General features: G+C 51.4%; 13 protein-coding genes. 3 read left to right on the top strand and 10 right to left on the bottom strand.

Annotated features, from left to right (window positions below; translation table 11 throughout):
- Positions 1 to 26: 26 nt before the first annotated feature.
- Positions 27 to 1193 (bottom strand): ABC transporter substrate-binding protein, encoded by a 1167-nt coding sequence (locus ACO0LF_RS01150; RefSeq protein WP_423011157.1) that lies wholly within the window; start codon positions 1191 to 1193, stop codon positions 27 to 29.
- 76 nt (positions 1194 to 1269) lie between these two features.
- Positions 1270 to 2256 carry a fumarylacetoacetate hydrolase family protein gene (locus tag ACO0LF_RS01145; RefSeq protein ID WP_423011155.1) on the bottom strand — a complete coding sequence of 329 codons (987 nt, stop codon included), beginning with the start codon at positions 2254 to 2256 and terminating at the stop codon, positions 1270 to 1272.
- A 187-nt stretch (positions 2257 to 2443) separates the two neighbouring features.
- On the opposite strand from ACO0LF_RS01145, the gene ACO0LF_RS01140 reads away from it, so the two are divergent.
- Complete coding sequence (locus ACO0LF_RS01140; protein WP_423011153.1) at positions 2444 to 4177, top strand: methyl-accepting chemotaxis protein; 1734 nt, start codon at positions 2444 to 2446, stop codon at positions 4175 to 4177.
- 257 nt (positions 4178 to 4434) lie between these two features.
- On the opposite strand, the gene ACO0LF_RS01135 is transcribed toward ACO0LF_RS01140, so the two are convergent.
- Complete coding sequence (locus tag ACO0LF_RS01135; RefSeq protein ID WP_423011151.1) at positions 4435 to 5526, bottom strand: hypothetical protein; 1092 nt, start codon at positions 5524 to 5526, stop codon at positions 4435 to 4437.
- A gap of 382 nt (positions 5527 to 5908) precedes the next feature.
- Here ACO0LF_RS01135 and ACO0LF_RS01130 point away from each other — a divergent pair, with 382 nt between their 5' ends.
- A complete protein-coding gene (locus tag ACO0LF_RS01130; RefSeq protein ID WP_423011149.1) occupies positions 5909 to 7750 on the top strand; it encodes a DUF885 domain-containing protein in 1842 nt (613 codons plus the stop codon).
- Positions 7751 to 7970: 220 nt separating this feature from the next.
- A complete protein-coding gene (locus ACO0LF_RS01125) occupies positions 7971 to 8855 on the top strand; it encodes an HDOD domain-containing protein (protein ID WP_423011147.1) in 885 nt (294 codons plus the stop codon).
- A 92-nt stretch (positions 8856 to 8947) separates the two neighbouring features.
- Here the strand turns inward: ACO0LF_RS01125 and ACO0LF_RS01120 are convergent, their stop codons facing one another.
- From ACO0LF_RS01120 to prpB, 7 genes are all read right to left on the bottom strand, one after another.
- Complete coding sequence (locus tag ACO0LF_RS01120; protein WP_423011145.1) at positions 8948 to 10837, bottom strand: propionate--CoA ligase; 1890 nt, start codon at positions 10835 to 10837, stop codon at positions 8948 to 8950.
- A 197-nt stretch (positions 10838 to 11034) separates the two neighbouring features.
- Positions 11035 to 11760, bottom strand: coding sequence for a hypothetical protein (locus ACO0LF_RS01115; protein WP_423011143.1), 726 nt, complete (start codon positions 11758 to 11760; stop codon positions 11035 to 11037).
- 244 nt (positions 11761 to 12004) lie between these two features.
- Entirely contained in the window at positions 12005 to 13195 is a 1191-nt protein-coding gene (gene prpF, locus ACO0LF_RS01110) for a 2-methylaconitate cis-trans isomerase PrpF (RefSeq protein WP_423011141.1), read from the bottom strand.
- Positions 13196 to 13274: 79 nt separating this feature from the next.
- Positions 13275 to 15869, bottom strand: a complete 2595-nt coding sequence (acnD, locus tag ACO0LF_RS01105) for a Fe/S-dependent 2-methylisocitrate dehydratase AcnD (RefSeq protein ID WP_423011139.1) — start codon at positions 15867 to 15869, stop codon at positions 13275 to 13277.
- Positions 15870 to 15931: 62 nt separating this feature from the next.
- On the bottom strand, positions 15932 to 16405 hold the full coding sequence (locus ACO0LF_RS01100) for a GNAT family N-acetyltransferase (RefSeq protein ID WP_423011137.1): 474 nt from the start codon (positions 16403 to 16405) through the stop codon (positions 15932 to 15934).
- 42 nt (positions 16406 to 16447) lie between these two features.
- Complete coding sequence (gene prpC, locus ACO0LF_RS01095; protein WP_110254118.1) at positions 16448 to 17596, bottom strand: bifunctional 2-methylcitrate synthase/citrate synthase; 1149 nt, start codon at positions 17594 to 17596, stop codon at positions 16448 to 16450.
- Positions 17597 to 17680: 84 nt separating this feature from the next.
- Positions 17681 to 18571, bottom strand: a complete 891-nt coding sequence (gene prpB / locus ACO0LF_RS01090; protein ID WP_423011135.1) for a methylisocitrate lyase — start codon at positions 18569 to 18571, stop codon at positions 17681 to 17683.
- Between the last annotated feature and the right edge of the window lie 23 nt (positions 18572 to 18594).

The following is an 18594-nucleotide window of genomic DNA, read 5'->3' as shown; positions in this document are numbered from 1 at the left end:
TTTACTTTATGTATTAAGCAGGTAAATTAACCGCCATAGGCATACACAAACTTCCCACCCTGGATTTTACCCATGACACGAGAGCGCTGATCCAGTCCTACATGATCTGTTGCGCTCATATTAATGACACCTTGTGGCACCACCAGGCCTTTGGTGTTTTCCAGTGCAGCACGCAAGGCTAACCTGAAAGCCTTGCTGCCCGGTTGCGCAGTTTTCAAAGCCTCAGGAATGGCATTTGCCAGCAACATGTATGCTCCCCAGGCGTCCCCTGCAAACTGGGTGGTGCTGCCTGCGCCATACGCCGCTTCATATCGACGGACAAAATCAACAGAGATTTTTTTGACGGCATGTTGATCGGGCAGTTGCAAGGCAACCACGGCTGGCCCGGTAGGGAATAAAGTGCCTTCTACATCCTTGCCACCAAGCTTCAAAAACTCCAGACTGGCAATACCATGGGTCTGGTAAATCTGTGCCTTGAAACCTCGCTCTATCAAGGTTTTTTGTGGCAAGACTGCGGGCGTGCCAGAACCGGCGATGAGCACGGCATCTGGTTTGGCTGCCATCATTTTCAACACTTGCCCGGTGACGCTGGTATCAGTACGGGCAAAACGCTCATTCGCAACGATCCTGATATGACGCAGCTCAGCCAACTTGGAAAACTCTCGCCACCAGCCTTCACCATAGGCATCGGCAAAACCAATAAAGGCCACAGTCTTGACGCCATGGTCTGCCATATGCTGCGTCAATATGGTCGTCATATGGGTATCATTTTGCGGCATCTTGAAAACCCAGGCACGCCTGGCATCCATGGGTTCAACGATGCTGGCTGATGCCGCCAGGGTAATCATGGGCGTCTCGTTCTCGGCCACGGTTTCCAGCATCGCCAGAGCACTGGGCGTGGTATTCGGGCCAACGATGACATCGACCTTTTCTTCAGTGATGAGTTTGCGCGCATTCTTGACTGCATTGCCGGGATCACTGGCATCATCGAGCAGGATGTACTCCACTTTTTTGCCAGCAATTTCCTTGGGCCACAGCATGACGGTGTTCTTGGAAGAAGCTCCTATCGCCGCCGCTGGGCCGGTGGTCGACAGGTTGATGCCTACTCTGATCTGTGCCTGCGCCTGCAAACTGCCCAGGCTCAGTGCTGCGACCACAGCACTCCGAAAAGAATATGAAAAAATCAAAAACATGCAGCACTCCAGGACAGTTTATTGAAACAGCGGATGACCAAGTGTAATTTCCAGAATACTGCATCATCCTGAAAATTTACGCGTCTGGCTCGACCACGCTTTGATCGATTGCGCCAAAAATGGATTTGCCATTTTTATCCAGCATTTCTATCTTGATACTGTCACCAAATTTCATGAACGGTGTCACTGGCTCGCCAACGGCGATCATTTCCAAAGCGCGTTTTTCAGCGATGCAGCTATAACCCTTGCTGGCATCCTTGTTCGACACCGTGCCAGAACCTATGATAGTGCCAGCCCTGGCATTCCTGGTCTTGCACAGGTGGGTAATCAATTGTGGGAAAGAAAATACCATGTCCACCCCGGCATTCGGTTGGCCGACCAGCATGCCATTGACACTGGAACGCAGGGCCAGATGGACTTTGCCAGCTTTCCATGCTTCACCCAGTTCATCTGGCGTCACCGCAACAGGAGAGAAACTGGAAGCAGGCTTGGACTGGAAGAAGCCAAAACCTTTTGCCAGTTCAGCCGGGATCAGGTTGCGCAAGGATACGTCGTTGACCAGCATCAGCAAGCGTATATGGTCAGCTGCGTGCTGCACCTTGACGCCCATGGGCACATCGCCAGTCACTACGGCGATTTCGCTTTCAAAATCGATGCCCCATTCTTCAGAGCCCATGACAATATCATCGCAAGGGCCGATAAAATCATCGCTGCCACCCTGATACATCAGGGGGTCATGCCAGAAGCTCTCAGGCATCTCGGCATTCCTGGCCTTGCGCACCAGCTCTACATGATTGACATAGGATGAGCCATCTGCCCATTGAAATGCACGTGGCAAAGGGGCCATGCAGTTTTTGGGTTCAAACTCAAAACTGTTGGCTGCCCGCCCGGCGTTCAGGCGGTTATACAATTCTTCGAGCTGAGGCTGGATAAAATTCCAGTCATCCATGGCGCGTTGTAAAGTCGGCGCAATGCCATCAGCAATCGCGGCGGTTTTCAAATCGCGTGAAACAACCAGTAATTGCCCGTCCCTGGAGCCATCCTTCAGTGTTGCCAGCTTCATAATTCCTCTATTTTCATCAAGTATTCTTCGATTTTACATGAAGGAAAACATCAAACTGTCAGGAAACAGACAACTGGTGCGACTAATTATCAGTTTACTCTGCAAAGCCCCCCGATTTTAGGTATGCTGAAAACAGAAATACGCCGTCGTTCGCTTTCCTAAAACTGATCTGTACAGGAATCCCGCCATGAACTTCAGTAACTTTAAAATCAGGGTACGTCTCAGCTTTGGCTTCGGCCTGACCTTGCTGACCATGCTGTTGATGGTTATTATCAGCGTGGTAAGGCTCAATGACATTGCCGACCGCAATAAGGAAATCCTCGAAGATGATGCAGTAGGCGTCATCAGTGCACTGGAGATTTCAGCCCTCATCCAAGAAAATGGCAGCCGTACGCTGGAGTTATTCATTACCCCGGATCAAAAAGCCCGTACAGCGCAGTATGGTGCTATTGACGCCAATAAGAAAAAAATCAATGCCCTGCTTGAAATTTCCAAAAAACTGGCTATACCAGCCGATGAAAAAGAAGCCGTTGAAAAATTGATCGTCTCCAATGCCGCTTTTGTCTCTGCTTTCAGCAAGACTGGTGACTTGATAGAACTCGATCAAAAAGATGAAGCCATCGCCATGATGCAGAAATCCACCTTCCCTGCACTGAAACAATCCCTGATTGATATCGACAAACTTTGTGCCATACAGAAAAAAGACATGAGTTCCAATGGTGAGGAAATCAAAAGCATTATCATGTTTTCACGCAATCTGATGATTATCCTGGGCATTATTGCCCTGCTCATCAGCACTGCCTTTGCAGCCTGGATTTCACGCTCAATTACCAATCCGCTGGATGAAGCTGTCAAGGTGGCGACCAAGGTTGCCAATGGCGATCTGACTGGCCGCATAGAAGTGCGTACTCGCGATGAAACCGGCCAACTCTTAAGTGCCCTGGCTGATATGAATAATAGCCTGGTCATGACCATCAGTCAGGTGCATAGCAGCACCGCCATGATCTCTACTGCCTCCAGTGAAATTGCCTCTGGCAACGCTGACTTATCGAGCAGGACAGAGTCGCAAGCCAGTTCACTGGAAGAAACTGCTTCATCCATGGAAGAACTGACCTCTACTGTCAAGCAAAATGCCGACAATGCGCGTCAGGCCAATCAACTGGCGATCTCTGCCACGCAAGTTGCCACCAAGGGTGGACATATCGTTGGCCAGGTCGTCAATACCATGGGTTCCATCAAGGATAGCTCGGGCAAGATCGTTGACATCATTGGTGTCATCGATGGCATTGCCTTCCAGACCAATATCCTGGCACTGAATGCCGCTGTTGAAGCAGCCCGCGCCGGTGAGCAAGGTCGCGGCTTTGCCGTGGTTGCTGCCGAAGTCAGGAACCTGGCACAACGCAGTGCCAGCGCCGCCAAAGAAATCAAGACCCTGATTGATGACTCAGTAGAAAAAGTCAACTTGGGTAACAAGCTTGTGGATGAGGCTGGCATGACCATGGATGAGATCGTCACCTCCATCAAACATGTGGCAGATATCATGAGTGAAATCACTGCCGCCAGCCAGGAGCAAAGTGCAGGTATAGAACAAGTCAATCTCGCCATTACCCACATGGATGAAATGACACAGCAAAATTCTGCCCTGGTGGAACAAGCAGCGGCAGCAGCTGAAAGCATGCAGGAACAAGCAGGTGCCCTGGCCCAGGCTGTCAGTGTTTTCAAACTTGATAATGTGGTAAAAACTCAGCCTGCTGCGACTGTCAGTAAAGCCAGTCCCAGGCCGCAAAAAACAGCAAGTACCACTTTAAAAATCAGCAAAGCACCAGTAGCAGCGAGCAAAGCGGCAGAAAAATCACCCGCTAGAAAATCCAGCATGGAAAAACCATCTGCAGGTGGTAATGATGACTGGGAAGAGTTTTAAAATCCTGATTCGCCCTGAGCAGCAATGACAGGTGGGTAGCCGGATAATTGTGCAGGGTGCGCCGTGCGCACCGTCCTCATAGGCAAAAATTCATCAGGAATGCGGGGTTCATTCAAAATTGCGTATGTATAAATGGTGCGCATGGCGCACCCTACAAGCTGCTGCCCCTGTAAAGACGTAGGGGTAAAAGCCCAATAAAGACAAAAACAGCTCCTTAATCCTTAAAGGAGCTGTTCTTTTTAATGCCTATGTATAACTCAAACCGATAAATCAACTTGCTGTAAATTATGCGCCTTGCCATCTTCACTCAGCCAGATGCCTGAAGAACGGAGTTGTCCATTCGACTGGTTTTGTGCATTGTTCAAGGCGAAATCCGTGCTCACATTACCGAGATACAAAGCTCCCACATTCGCCTGCTTCAGGCTTTGCAACTGATCCTTGCCAGCACTATCCTTGGTCCAGACTTTCAATTTTTGGTAAATCGCATCGTTTTCATCTATCCAGTGATTGCCATCACTGTCATAGGCGGCCAACTCAGAAAAACCATTACCTGTGCCCGGCCCAAACAATTCGCTGCCGTCATTAATCTTGCCATCATTATTCTTATCCAGCGCCAGGAAGCCTGCGCCTTTGACAAAAGAAATGTCTTCTTTCTTACCATCGGCGTTCAAATCAAAAGAAAATTTCTGCGATGTCAGTTGCGCAGAATTACCATCAAAATTGATGACCAGCGGATCGACTTTCTTGCCATCCCCCAGGCGTACACTGGCACTGCTTTCTTCATGATAGCTGCGACTAAGCTGGAAGGAGAGATTAAAATCAATTTCCTTATTGTCCGCAGTGACTATCTTGCCACTGGCCTGGAAGGAAGTCTGTTCGGTTTCAGTATAGGACTGGTGCGTATCCACCTCAACACCCCAGCCTTGCGGCTGCGGCGATGGGGTCGGCGTTGCAGCCTCAACTGGCGCTGCGCTGGCAGCTGCTGCAGTGCTGGCATCTGACTTGATGTCTGCGCTGTTGAATAGATTAATTTTCTTGCCCGTCATCAGTTCTACGATGTACTTGATCAAACGTATGCGTGGATCGTTATCAGCTTCATCGCTGGCTTTTTGTACCGAATCAGCAGGCGCCGTTGAGTCTGCAACAGGCGCGGCCTGGGCAGCACGCGCTGCATCGGAGATTTGTACATTGGCGGAAGAATTTCTCAGATTGGCAGGCGAGCTGGCATTCCTGCCTTCGAAATCAGGGCGCTTGTTACCTACCCAGGCACGCAGTTTTTCCTGAGTTTCCAGAGTCGCTGTTGCTACATATTGAGATGCGAGAGAAATATCCGAGGAAGCAATTTTCATGATGCGCTCCAGCCTTGAGCTGCCAATAAAAAAACCGGAACCCACACAGACGCATTACGCTTTATGCATTTCATAAGCAATAGCAAACCCTCGCATTGCAAAAAAGAACGCGACCGCGCATGACAGGTATCCCCTGCCCTATATCAGTTCCATCCGCACGCATAAAGAAATTGTCATTCAAATGGAATATGCGTGATCTACAAAGGTAACGGTAGAAGAACAAAAAGCTTTATGCAAAAAGATAAGAATGGCAGGATTTATTTTCATTCCCAGCCCCTGTCTTGTTGCGAAACCACAAAGGCTTGCGCAAAGTCATAGTTGGCTGGCGCATGCACAGTGGTATGCTTGCAAACTATTTTTTACTATTCCTCGGGAAATTTTCATGAGCAAATTACGCTTACTACCAGGCATACTCTTTTCAGCGGGCTTGATCGGTTCTGCCCTGCTTGCAAATAAGGCCATGGCCGCGACCAAAATGCCCCATCCTACGGTGAAAACTATCGTATCGGCGGCAACGCTGGAAGAAGGTAAGCGTCTGAACAAGCTGGCCGATGAATTTTATGAAAAACAAACCGCTTTTGACCCCGTAGGTGCCACCTATAACGGTGATACCCGTTACGACGACAAACTGCCCACGAATATGTCGGCACCTGTCTGGGCAAAACAAGTCGCCATGTGGCGCGATATCTATAGCAAACTGGCGCAGATCAAGCGCGAGCAATTATCAGCCACTGATATGGTCAGCTATGACTGTCTGGACTATGAACTAAAATCCAGTCTGGAAACCAGCAAATTTGGCTGGTATCTACTCCCCATCAATCAAATGGATAGCCTGCCAGTGACTCTGGCGCATTTTGCCTCGGGCCAAAGTGCCCAGCCCTTGAAAACGGTGAAGCAATACCAGATCTTTTTACGTCGCCTGGCACAATTGCCAAGCTGGCTGGTGACAGCCAAGGGCAATATGCGTCTAGGCATGAAGCGTGGCATCGTCCTGCCGAAAGCATTGGTCGATTCTGCACTGCCGCAATATACGCAACTGGTGACAGATAAAGTGGAAGATCATGCTTATTTTGCGCCAATCAAGAATTTCCCGGCTGATTTCAGTGATGCAGATAAACAACGTTTGAGTAAAGAATACAAACTGGTTCTGGCGACCAGGGTATTGCCTGCCTTACGCCAGTTTAATCAATTCCTGTCGCATGATTATCTGGCTGCCAGCCGCAGCAGCAGCGGTCTGGGTGCGTTGCCAGGCGGCGATGAATGGTATCGCGCCCTGGTCCGCGACCAGACTACCACCACGCTGGACCCTGAAACCATACACGCCCTGGGCTTGAAAGAAGTCGCTCGCATACAAAGTGAATTTGTCGCCCTGGGCCCTAAATTGGGTTATAGCGGAGACCCTGTCGGCCTGCCCGCATGGATAGATACACAAAATCAGTATCGCCCCTACAAGACAGAGGCAGAGGTGCTGGATGGCTATCGGCAGATAGAAAAAATGGTCAAAGCCAAGCTGCCTGAACTGTTTAACAAGATGCCCAAGGCAGCACTGGATATCCGTGCCGAGCCAGAAATCAGTCGCGCCACGGCATCTGACCATTATACCCAGCCTGCCTTTGATGGCTCCCGTCCCGGGGTATTCTGGGCCGTCATCAACAATCCGGCAGACTACAGCACGGTAGGCATGAAAACCCTGTACTTACATGAGGGCCAGCCTGGTCATCATTTCCATTTAGCAACATCGCAGGAATTGGACATCCCCAAATTCCGCAAGTTTGGCGGCAACAATGCTTATACTGAAGGCTGGGCTTTGTATGCAGAAACCCTGGGCAAAGACATGGGATTGTTCGAGAATGACCCGGCCGCCTATCTGGGCCACCTGACCGATGAGCTCTTGCGTGCCACCAGGCTGGTGGTAGATACCGGTTTGCATGCCAAGGGATGGACACGTGAGCAAGCCATACAGTACCAGCAAACCACCCTGGGCTATAGCGAAGCCGCCTCGCGCCAGGCAACCGAGCGCTATATGGCATGGCCTGGTCAGGCCCTGGGTTACAAAATAGGCTCACTGAAAATCATGGAACTCAGGCAAAAAGCCAGTGCGGCCCTGGGCTCTCGCTTTGATTTGCGTCAATTCCATGACGTCATACTCAGCGATGGCACCCTGCCTCTGGCATTATTGGAAGCCAAAGTGAATAAGTGGATAGACAGCCAAAAGACAAATTGAGCAAGTTTGGATTTATTTTCTATTGCTTGATTGACCTGCATCACTATCTGAAGCAGAATGAAATCATGTGAGTTCATTCTGCAAACACAGGCAATGAATAGAACCCAGTGCAGGGCTTGTTAAATAAAAGATAAGACAAGTCCTGGGCTGACTGGTAGGGTGTCAAGTGTCCATTGCACCCACAATATATGTTTGTTTAACGTGTGCAAAAGACATTGCGATGAATAAAATCGATGCGCTCAACAGCATAGCTGAACAAGCCAAACGGGGTGAGCTGGTCTTCCCCACGAATGTTGCGGCTTCCCTTAAGATACAACAAACCCTGGACGACCCTGATTGCAGTATTGAAACTGCAACCAAGCTGGTCCTGAATGAGCCTTTTCTGGCGGCCCGTATGGTCGCCATTGCCAATTCGGCTGCTTACAACCGTGGCAATGATGTCACCAATGTCAAAGCAGCCATCAGCAGGCTGGGCTTCCGCACCTTGCGCGCTGTCGTCGCTTCGCTGGTGGTACGCCAACTGGCAGGCAGCAGCAAGAACAAGCAGTTACAGGCCATGACGAACAAGCTCTGGGAGCACACTGCTCAGGTGGCAGCCTTGTCGCGCGTAATTGCGCGTCGCATCACCAAACTTGATCCCGACACTGCAATGTTCGCGGGTATCGTGCATGAAGTGGGCAATTTCTACCTGTTGTCGCGGGTTGATGAATTTCCCTCCTTGCTGGAGCGCGATGAACCTGCACCAGATTCCAACCCAGATGACCTGCCTTCATTCCTGGACACCATCATAGACCGCGAATCATCTGAATCACAAATAGGTTCAGCCGTCATCAAGAGCCTGATGTTGCCCCAGGCTGTGGTGGAAGCGGTAGAAGCCCTGTGGTTCGGCTTGCGTGCGATGCCACCAGAAACCCTGGGAGATATCCTGTTGCTGGCCAATGAACTGGCGACAACGCATTCACCCATGGACATCCATTCTTATGCAGAAGAGTCAGAACAATATACTTCTGAAATTGATTTTGTCGTGGGTGACGGCACTCTCAATAGCATACTGGAAGAGTCAGAAGAAGAAGTACAAACCCTGGCCGCAGCGCTGCAAATCTGAAGCTCTGCCAGACCAAACAAAATGGGGAGCATTTGCTCCCCATTTTTTATTCAATACCTGCTCAACACTCAAGCCAATATTCAAGCCAACATTCAAGCCAATAGCGCCGCCTGAATTTGCTGCAAGGAAGACGGATCTTCTATCGTCGTCAAATCCCCTGCTTCGCGCCCCTCGCAGATCGCCTGTATGGAGCGACGCAGCAATTTACCAGAACGGGTTTTCGGCAGCATATTGACGAAATGCACACGTGACGGCCTCGCAACAGCGCCCAACTGCTTGTCAACCACACTCATGACCGCTGCCTCCAGTGCACGCTTTTGTTCTGGCGTTTCAGCGAGTTCCGGGTTTTTGAGTATGGCAAACGCGACGGCAACCTGGCCCTTGAGCTTGTCCTCAACACCCACCACCGCCACTTCAGAAATTTGCGGATGGCTAGAAATGCTTTCCTCTATCTCGCGCGTACCCAGCCTGTGCCCCGCAACATTGATGACATCATCGGTACGGCCCAGAATGAAGTAGTAACCATCCGCATCCCTGATACCCCAGTCAAAGGTGGAATACAACTGCTCGTGCGAGAAATTGGACCAGTAAGTATTGACGAAGCGCTGGTCATCACCATACACGGTTTGCATGCAACCGGGTGGCAATGGGCCTTTGATGGCAACCACGCCTTTTTCATTTGCCGCACACTCAGCACCCGTGTTTTCATTGATGATACGCACGTCGTAGCCATACATGGCTATGCCCGGGCTGCCGAGACGGGTAGCAGTCTGTTCCACGCCACGGGCCACGGTCAAAATCGGCCAGCCGGTTTCTGTCTGCCAGTAATTATCGATGATGGAGACACCCAGTTCACCAGCTATCCAGCTTGAGGTAGTTTCATCGAGCGGTTCACCGGCCAGGTACAGGGCCTTGAGCGAAGACAGATCATATTTGCGCATCAATTCAGACGGATGCTTTTTCAAGACGCGCACCGCTGTCGGTGCCGAGAACATGCGCGTGACCTTGTATTTCTCGACGATGCTCCACCAGATACTTGCGTCAGGACGTATCGGTGTGCCCTCATACATGATGGTCGCCATACCAGCGATCAGTGGGCCATAGACAATATAAGAGTGGCCGACCACCCAACCTATGTCTGAAGTCGCAAAATAAGTTTCTCCCGGCTTACCACAGAAAATATGCTTCATCGATGAAGCCAGTGCCACTGCATAGCCACCAACATCACGCTGCACACCTTTGGGTTTGCCGGTTGTGCCTGAGGTATACAAGACATAGGACATGGCATTTGATTCCAGCCACGTTACAGGTACCTGAGCATCCATATGCTGCGCTCTTGCAGCCGCATAATCAACATCACGCCCGGCTACCAGTTGCATGGCATCAAGGCCGCGATCTACCAGCAAGACATGTGCAGGCTTGTGCTCAGCCAGGGTGATGGCTTCATCCAGTAAAGGTTTATAAGGCACAGCATTGCCACCACGCATGCCTGCATCAGCCGATACTACCAGCACAGGCTTGGCATCATCAATGCGTGTGCCCAGGCTCTTAGAAGCAAAACCACCGAATACCACAGAATGCACTGCACCTATGCGCGCGCAGGCGAGCATGGCAAAGGCCGCTTCAGCAATCATGGGCATGTAGATCAATACCCTGTCGCCCTGCTTCACACCCAGCCCCAGCATGATGGCCGCCATGCGCTGGACTTCTGCGTGCAGCTCGGCAAAGCTATAGGTTTTTTCTGTATTGGTTTCAGTAGAAATGGCGATCAGCGCGGGCTGGTCTGCCTGGCTTGCGAGCCAGCGGTCGACAGCGTTATGGCAAAGATTGGTTTCACCACCGACATACCATTTGGCGAATGGTGGCCTACTGTGATCAAGTACCTGCGCATAGGGTTTGTGCCAGTCTATCAGTTTGGCTTCCTGATCCCAGAAAGCCTCAGGTTCTTGTATGGATTTTTGATAAAAAGCTGCATAAGACATGGTATCTCCTTCATTTTATTAGAACCTGTTTACGATCTGTAGCGAGCGTGCGTCAGCGGGGAGAAGAGCAGCGCAAAAAGCGGAATGTACTTTTAGTACATGAGCATTTTGAGCAGCGCATGAACCCCGATCACGCTCGCGCAGTAAGATCGTAAGCAGGTTCTTATCACTAGAACCGTATTCTTCACAATCAAGACTTAGGCTATACGACTCCTGCGCTGAAATGCCAAAGGGCTGAGCTCCACCCATTTAAACAGATACATGATGGCCAGCTTGGTGATGGCACTGACCGTTGCCAAAAACAATAAAGGCCAGCCAGTCTGCAAACCCATGGCAAAGGCAAACAAGATCGTCGTCACATCCATGGCCAGGATAAACTGGCTCATTTTCAAAGAGACCGCGCCGGTCTTGCCTGACTTCCAGATCAGGCTGATCTGATGCGCATATCCTTGAGCTAAAAATAGAGTGACCAGCACAATCAGACTTTGAGAAGCCCTGCGACCTTCATCTATAAAAATCCCGCCAAAGATCCAGCTCATCATCAGCCCCGACAAGGCCAGCAACATGATTACCGTCGCCATCATGGAAGAAGCAAAAGCAAGCCTGGTCTTGCGGTCTCTATAAATTTCCCACAACAAAGCCAGTATCAGCATCGCTGCTATCATCCTCGGCCAGACAATAAAATGATTAAATGGCCGTATGGAATAACCATAAACAAAGAATGCGCAATACGCCAGGAAGCTGACCGTAAACTGGTTTAAGGACAGCAAGTCAGTCGGCTTGTCGCTCTCACTACCATTCACCTCATGGGCTGTCCGCGCCGCAGCCTTTCTATCCCAGACCATCTTCACTTGTGACCAGATACCGTACAGGCTGATCAGTATAAAGATGGAATTCAAACTACCAGCAAGGGTGTACCACATGAGTATCCTTCATTTCACAGCCTTGCAAAAATCCGGGCGCAAGCCTGCCCTGCTCTCAGGTGTTTCCACCTGAGAGTCGGATATGTTTATCTTGAATTACTTTGCTTGCTACAGCCTTACCAGGCTCGCTAAAAAATAAGAGGCTGTTACAAAATTAAGATGGCTAGGCGTCGCCGACGCATACAGTACTTTAGTACGGCAAGGCGGCGCAACAACGCCAGGTTAATTTTGCAACGGCCTCTAATCAGAAGCTGCCGCCGGGTATGCGTACCCAGCCTTCCATAAGCACCCGTGCGCTACGGCTCATGATGGCCTTGGTGACACTCCATTCGCCGTTGACTTGTGTTGCCTCAGCGCCCACCCGCAAAGTGCCGGATGGGTGGCCAAAACGCACCGCAGTGCGTGTTCCACCGCCAGCAGCCAGGTTTACCAGCGTACCCGGTACGGCTGCCGCAGTACCTATAGCCACGGCTGCCGTGCCCATCATCGCGTGGTGCAGTTTACCCATGGACAGGGCGCGTACCAGCAAATCGATATCTGCCGCCTGGACTTGCTTGCCGCTGGATGAAGTGTAGTCGACAGCCTTGGCAACGAAAGCAACCTTTGGGGTGTGCTGGCGTTGAGCTGCTTCTGAAATATCCTTGATCAAACCCATGCGCAAGGCGCCGTGTGCGCGTATGGTTTCAAACATGGCGAGAGCCTTGGCATCACCATTGATGGCGTCCTGCAATTCTGTACCTGTATAGCCTATCGCTTCTGCATTGATAAAGATGGTGGGAATGCCGGCATTGATCATGGTCGCCTTCAGCGTACCCACACCTGGTACGACGAGATCATCGACCAGATTACCAGTCGGGAACATGGAACCACCTGCGCCCTCTTCATCGGCGGCAGGGTCCATGAATTCAAGCTGTACTTCTGCTGCTGGAAAGGTCACGCCATCAAGTTCAAAATCGCCGGTTTCCTGTACCGCTCCGTCGCTCATCGGGACGTGAGCAATAATGGTCTTGCTGATATTTGCCTGCCATACGCGGATAGTGGCTATACCGTTTTGCGGGAGACGGTCAGCATCCACCAGACCAGCACTAATGGCAAAGGCACCGACTGCCGCAGACAGGTTGCCGCAATTGCCGCTCCAGTCGACAAAGGCCTTGTCTATCGCCACCTGGCCAAACAGGTAATCAACATCATGGCCAGGCTTGCTGCTTTTTGAGAGGATGACGGTTTTGCTGGTGCTGGAAGTCGCGCCGCCCATGCCATCGATCTGTTTGCCATACGGGTCGGGACTGCCGATCACGCGCAACAACAAGGCATCGCGTGCTGCGCCTGGCTGTTGCGCAGCCTCAGGCAAATCCTGCAGGCGGAAAAATACGCCCTTGCTGGTGCCGCCACGCATATAGGTTGCCGGGATTTTGATCTGTGGAAAATGGGCCATAGTCTTTAACTCTTTAAAATTTGATTCAGAAGCAGCACTACTCCATCAAGAGTAGCGCTTGCAAACAGCATCAGTGAAATTATGCAGCCTTGGCAGACTCCAAAAAGTCCTGAGCAAAACGCTGCAAGACACCGCCAGCTTCATAAATCGACACTTCTTCTGCCGTATCCAGGCGGCACATCACGGGCACTGCTACAGATTCACCATTCTTGCGGTTGATGATCAGGGTCAGGGTTGCGCGTGGCATGCGATCACCGATGACGTCAAAGGTTTCTGTGCCGTCGATGTTCAGCGTCAGGCGATTCACGCCTGGCAAGAATTCCAGCGGCAAGACGCCCATGCCGACCAGATTGGTCCGGTGTATGCGCTCAAAACCTTCAGCAACAATCACTTCCACACCCGCCAGGCGCACACCCTTGGCTGCCCAGTCACGTGAAGAACCCTGGCCATAATCAGCACCAGCGATTACGATCAAGGGCTGTTTGCGCTCCATATAGGTTTCTATGGCTTCCCACATGCGGGTAACAGTGCCTTCCGGTTCTATGCGGGCCAGTGAACCTGCCTTGACCTTGCCATCAACGATGACCATTTCATTCTTCAAGGTCGGGTTGGCAAAGGTGGCACGTTGCGCTGTCAAATGATCGCCACGATGGGTCGCATAAGAATTGAAATCTTCTTCAGGCAAACCCATTTTGGCGAGGTATTCACCAGCGGCGCTGTCGAGCATGATGGCATTCGATGGTGACAGATGGTCAGTCGTGATGTTGTCACCCAAGACTGCCAGCGCGCGCATACCCTTCATGTTGCGCGCACCTGCCAGTGCACCTTCCCAATACGGTGGGCGGCGGATATAGGTGGTCTGTGGACGCCAGTCATACAGGGGGCTGACTTTTTCACCATCATCTGCTTGTTTGGCAAACATGGGGATATACACTTTACGGAATTGCTCAGGCTTGACGCTGGAAGCGACCACGGCATCAATTTCTTCGTCAGTCGGCCAGATGTCTTTCAGTGTCACCGGCTTGCCTGCCGCATCCAGACCCAGCACATCTTTCTCGATATCAAAACGGATGGTGCCTGCAATCGCATATGCCACTACCAGTGGTGGCGAAGCCAGGAAAGCCTGTTGCGCATACGGATGGATACGGCCATCAAAATTGCGGTTACCTGACAACACAGCCGTCGCATACAGATTACGGTCTATGATTTCTTTTTGGATAACAGGATCAAGCGCACCGGACATGCCATTGCAGGATGTGCAGGCGTAGGCGACCACGCCAAAGCCGAGTTGCTCCAGCTCAGGCATGAGATTGGCTTCCTCCAGGTACAGGGTCACAGCCTTGGAACCTGGGGCCAGTGAACTCTTGACCCAGGGTTTGCGAGTCAGACCCAGCTTGTTGGCATTGCGCGCCAGCAAACCTGCGGCCACCATATTGCGTGGGTTATTAGTATTGGTGCAGCTGGTAATCGCAGCGATGATGACTGCGCCATCTGGCATCAGGCCAGGCTCATTTTCTACCGTACCACTAATGCCGCGTGCAGCCAGCTCAGACGTTGGCACACGCTTGTGCGGGTTAGACGGCCCAGCGATATTACGCACGACAGAAGACAGATCAAACTTCAGCACGCGTTCATATTCTGCATTCTTCAGGGTATCTGCCCACAGGCCAGTTTCCTTGGCATAGGTTTCTACCAGTTTGACGAGTTCATCATCACGGCCTGTGAGTTTCAGGTATTTGATGGTTTGTTCGTCGATGTAGAACATCGCTGCAGTGGAACCAAATTCAGGTGCCATGTTGGAAATGGTGGCGCGGTCGCCCAGGGTCAGGTGGGATGCGCCTTCGCCATAAAACTCCAGGTAAGACGAGACCACTTTTTGATTGCGCAAGAATTCTGTCAATGCCAATACCGTGTCTGTAGCCGTGATGCCTTCTTGCGGTTTGCCTGTCAGTTCTACACCTATGATGTCTGGCAAACGCATCCAGGATGCACGACCGAGCATGACGCTTTCAGCTTCCAGGCCACCTACACCAATCGCGATCACACCGAGCGCATCTACCATCGGTGTATGGCTGTCTGTGCCGACCAGGGTATCTGGATAAGCTACGCCATCAGTCACTTGCACGACTGGCGACATGCGTTCCAGATTGATCTGGTGCAGGATGCCATTACCAGGCGGGATCACATCAACATTCTTGAATGCCTTCTTGGTCCAGTTGATGAAGTCAAAGCGATCTTCATTGCGCCTGTCTTCAATGGCGCGATTCTTGTTAAACGCGTCGGGATCAAAACCACCACACTCAACCGCCAGCGAATGATCGACCACCAGTTGGGTAGGTACGACAGGGTTGACCAGTGCCGGGTCACCGCCTTGCAAGGCTATTGCATCGCGCAAACCAGCCAGGTCCACCAGCGCAGTCTGGCCAAGGATGTCATGGCAAACCACACGGGCTGGGAACCACGGAAAATCCAGGTCGCGCTTGCGCTCTATGAACTGGCGCAGGGAATCAGTCAGCGTAGCCGGGTCGCAACGGCGCACCAGGTTTTCTGCCAATACGCGCGAGGTGTAGGGCAGCTTGTCATAGGCACCTGTCACGATGGCATCTACTGCTTCACGTGTATCAAAGTAATCCAGAGTAGTGCCAGGTAGTGGCTTGCGGAATTGAGTATTCATGGCTCGCTATTTTCAATATTAGTATTCGGTGTTCAGGGCAGCTCAAGGTAATCCAGAGCAGCTCAGAGTTGCAATTTGAAGCCTTCATGTGATGCTGTGAAGCCCAGGCTGCCATAGAACCTGTGTGCCTGTATGCGCTTTTTATCGCTGGTCAGTTGCACCAACTGGCACCCACGCTCGCGCGCCAAGTCTATGGCCTGCTCTATGAACCAATGGCCTATACCTTGCCCGCGCAGATAGCCATCTACACGCACGCTTTCTATCATGGCGCGGGTAGAGCCTTTCCTGCTCAGACCGGGGATGAAAGTGACCTGCTGCATGGCAATAATACGGCCATCCAGCTCAGCCACCATCAGGAACTGATTGTCGTCGGCTGCTATGCGGTCAAAGGCCTCGGCATAACATGCGTCCTCCGAGCCTACGCCTTCACGGTTCTTGCCCAGATCATCGTCGGCGATGAGCTCCAGCAGGCGCGGCAGATCTTGCTTCACAGCGCGTCTGGTGCTGAGTTTCGAAAAATCTGCCTGCAGTTTCATATGCAACTTCTGTCTTGCTTATTTACGCTTACTTATTTACGCTTATTTACGCTTATTCAAGGGAACAAATTTCAGATCTTCAGGGCCGACGTAATTGGCGCTAGGACGAATGATCTTGTTATCGATACGCTGTTCTATGATGTGCGCCGCCCAACCTGAAGTACGGGCAATCACGAACAAAGGTGTGAACATGGCAGTCGGCACGCCCATCATGTGGTAAGACACGGCAGAGAACCAGTCCAGGTTGGGGAACATCTTCTTGATATCCCACATCACGGTTTCCAGACGTTCGGCGATATCAAACATCTTCATTGCACCGGCTTCTTTAGACAGATTGCGTGCCACTTCCTTGATGACCTTGTTACGTGGATCAGAGATGGTGTAGACAGGGTGACCGAAACCGATCACGACTTCCTTGTTTTCTACGCGCTTCTTGATATCGGCTTCAGCTTCATCAGGATTGTCGTAACGCTTCTGGATTTCAAACGCCACTTCATTCGCGCCACCATGTTTAGGACCGCGCAAGGCACCGATCGCGCCAGTGATGGCGGAATACATGTCAGAGCCTGTGCCAGCAATGACGCGGCCAGTAAAGGTAGAGGCATTGAACTCATGTTCTGCATACAGTATCAATGAAGTATGCATGGCTTTTTCCCATGATGCGCTTGGCTTTTCACCATGCAGCAGGTGCAGGAAATGGCCGCCTATGGATTCATCATCAGTTTCCGTTTCTATGCGTTTGCCATTGTGGCTGTAGTGATACCAGTACAGCAGCATGGAGCCCAGCGAAGCCATCAGGCGGTCAGCGATGTCGCGTGCACCAGGGTGGTTATGATCATCTTTTTCTGGCAATACGCAACCCAGTGCAGAAACGCCAGTGCGCATGACATCCATAGGGTGGGACGATGCAGGCAGCCATTCCAGTGCTGCCTTGACATTGGCTGGCAGGCCACGCAGGGCCTTCAGTTTAGCTTTGTAGCCTCGCAATTCGGCGACGGTAGGCAATTTGCCGTGCACCAGCAAATGGGCAATTTCTTCAAACTCGCAGGCGTCGGCCACGTCCAGGATATCGTAACCGCGGTAATGCAGGTCATTACCGGTTTTACCTACGGTACACAGGGCGGTATTGCCAGCAGTAACGCCAGACAGGGCGACGGATTTCTTAGGTTTGAAAGGAACTGCTTCAGTCATGATTATTTCTCCAGAGGTCATATACAGGGCTGTTCCACCTTCTCGCTTGATGCAACGCAAGTGGCAGAACAGCTTATATCATTATTATTTGTTTTTTTGCTGCGCAAACAGGGCATCGAGCTTTTGCTCAAAGTCGTGGTAATTGATGCGTTCATACAATTCCATGCGGGTTTGCATGGTGTCGACGACATTCTTTTGCGTACCATCGCGGCGTATCGCACCATAGACGTTTTCTGCAGCCTTGTTCATGGCACGGAAAGCGGACAATGGATACAAGACCAGGCCCACATCCACCGCGGCCAGTTCTTCGACGGAATACAAAGGAGTAGCACCAAATTCAGTGATATTTGCCAGAATAGGCACTTTGACGGCATTGGCGAATTGCTTATACATCGCCAGTTCAGTGATCGCTTCCGGGAAGATCATGTCAGCGCCCGCCTCTACGCAAGCTTGCGCACGATCAATCGCTGCTTCCAGGCCTTCAACTGCCAGCGCATCGGTACGCGCCATGATGACGAAATTGTCGTCAGTACGGGCATCGACTGCAGCTTTCACGCGGTCGACCATTTCCTGCTTGCTGACGATTTCCTTGCCAGGGCGATGGCCGCAACGCTTGGCACCTACCTGGTCTTCGATATGGATGGCAGCAGCACCAAACTTGATCATGGATTTGACAGTACGTGCCACATTGAAGGCGGATGAACCAAAGCCAGTATCCACATCCACCAGCAAAGGCAGGTCGCAAACGTCAGTAATACGACGCACGTCGGTCAGGACATCGTCGAGATTGGAAATACCCAGATCAGGCAAGCCCAGGGAACCGGCAGCAACACCGCCACCAGACAGGTAGATCGCCTTGAAACCGGCACGCTTTGCCAGCAAGGCATGGTTGGCATTGATTGCGCCTACGACTTGCAGAGGGGATTCTTCCTGCATCGCCTTGCGGAAGGCGGCACCTGCGGAGTATGTACTCATGTGTATGCTTTCAGGTTAATAAA

This window comes from Undibacterium sp. Di27W (assembly GCF_049340345.1).
Lineage (GTDB): Bacteria > Pseudomonadota > Gammaproteobacteria > Burkholderiales > Burkholderiaceae_D > Undibacterium.
This window is presented reverse-complemented; position numbering and strand designations above follow the sequence as displayed.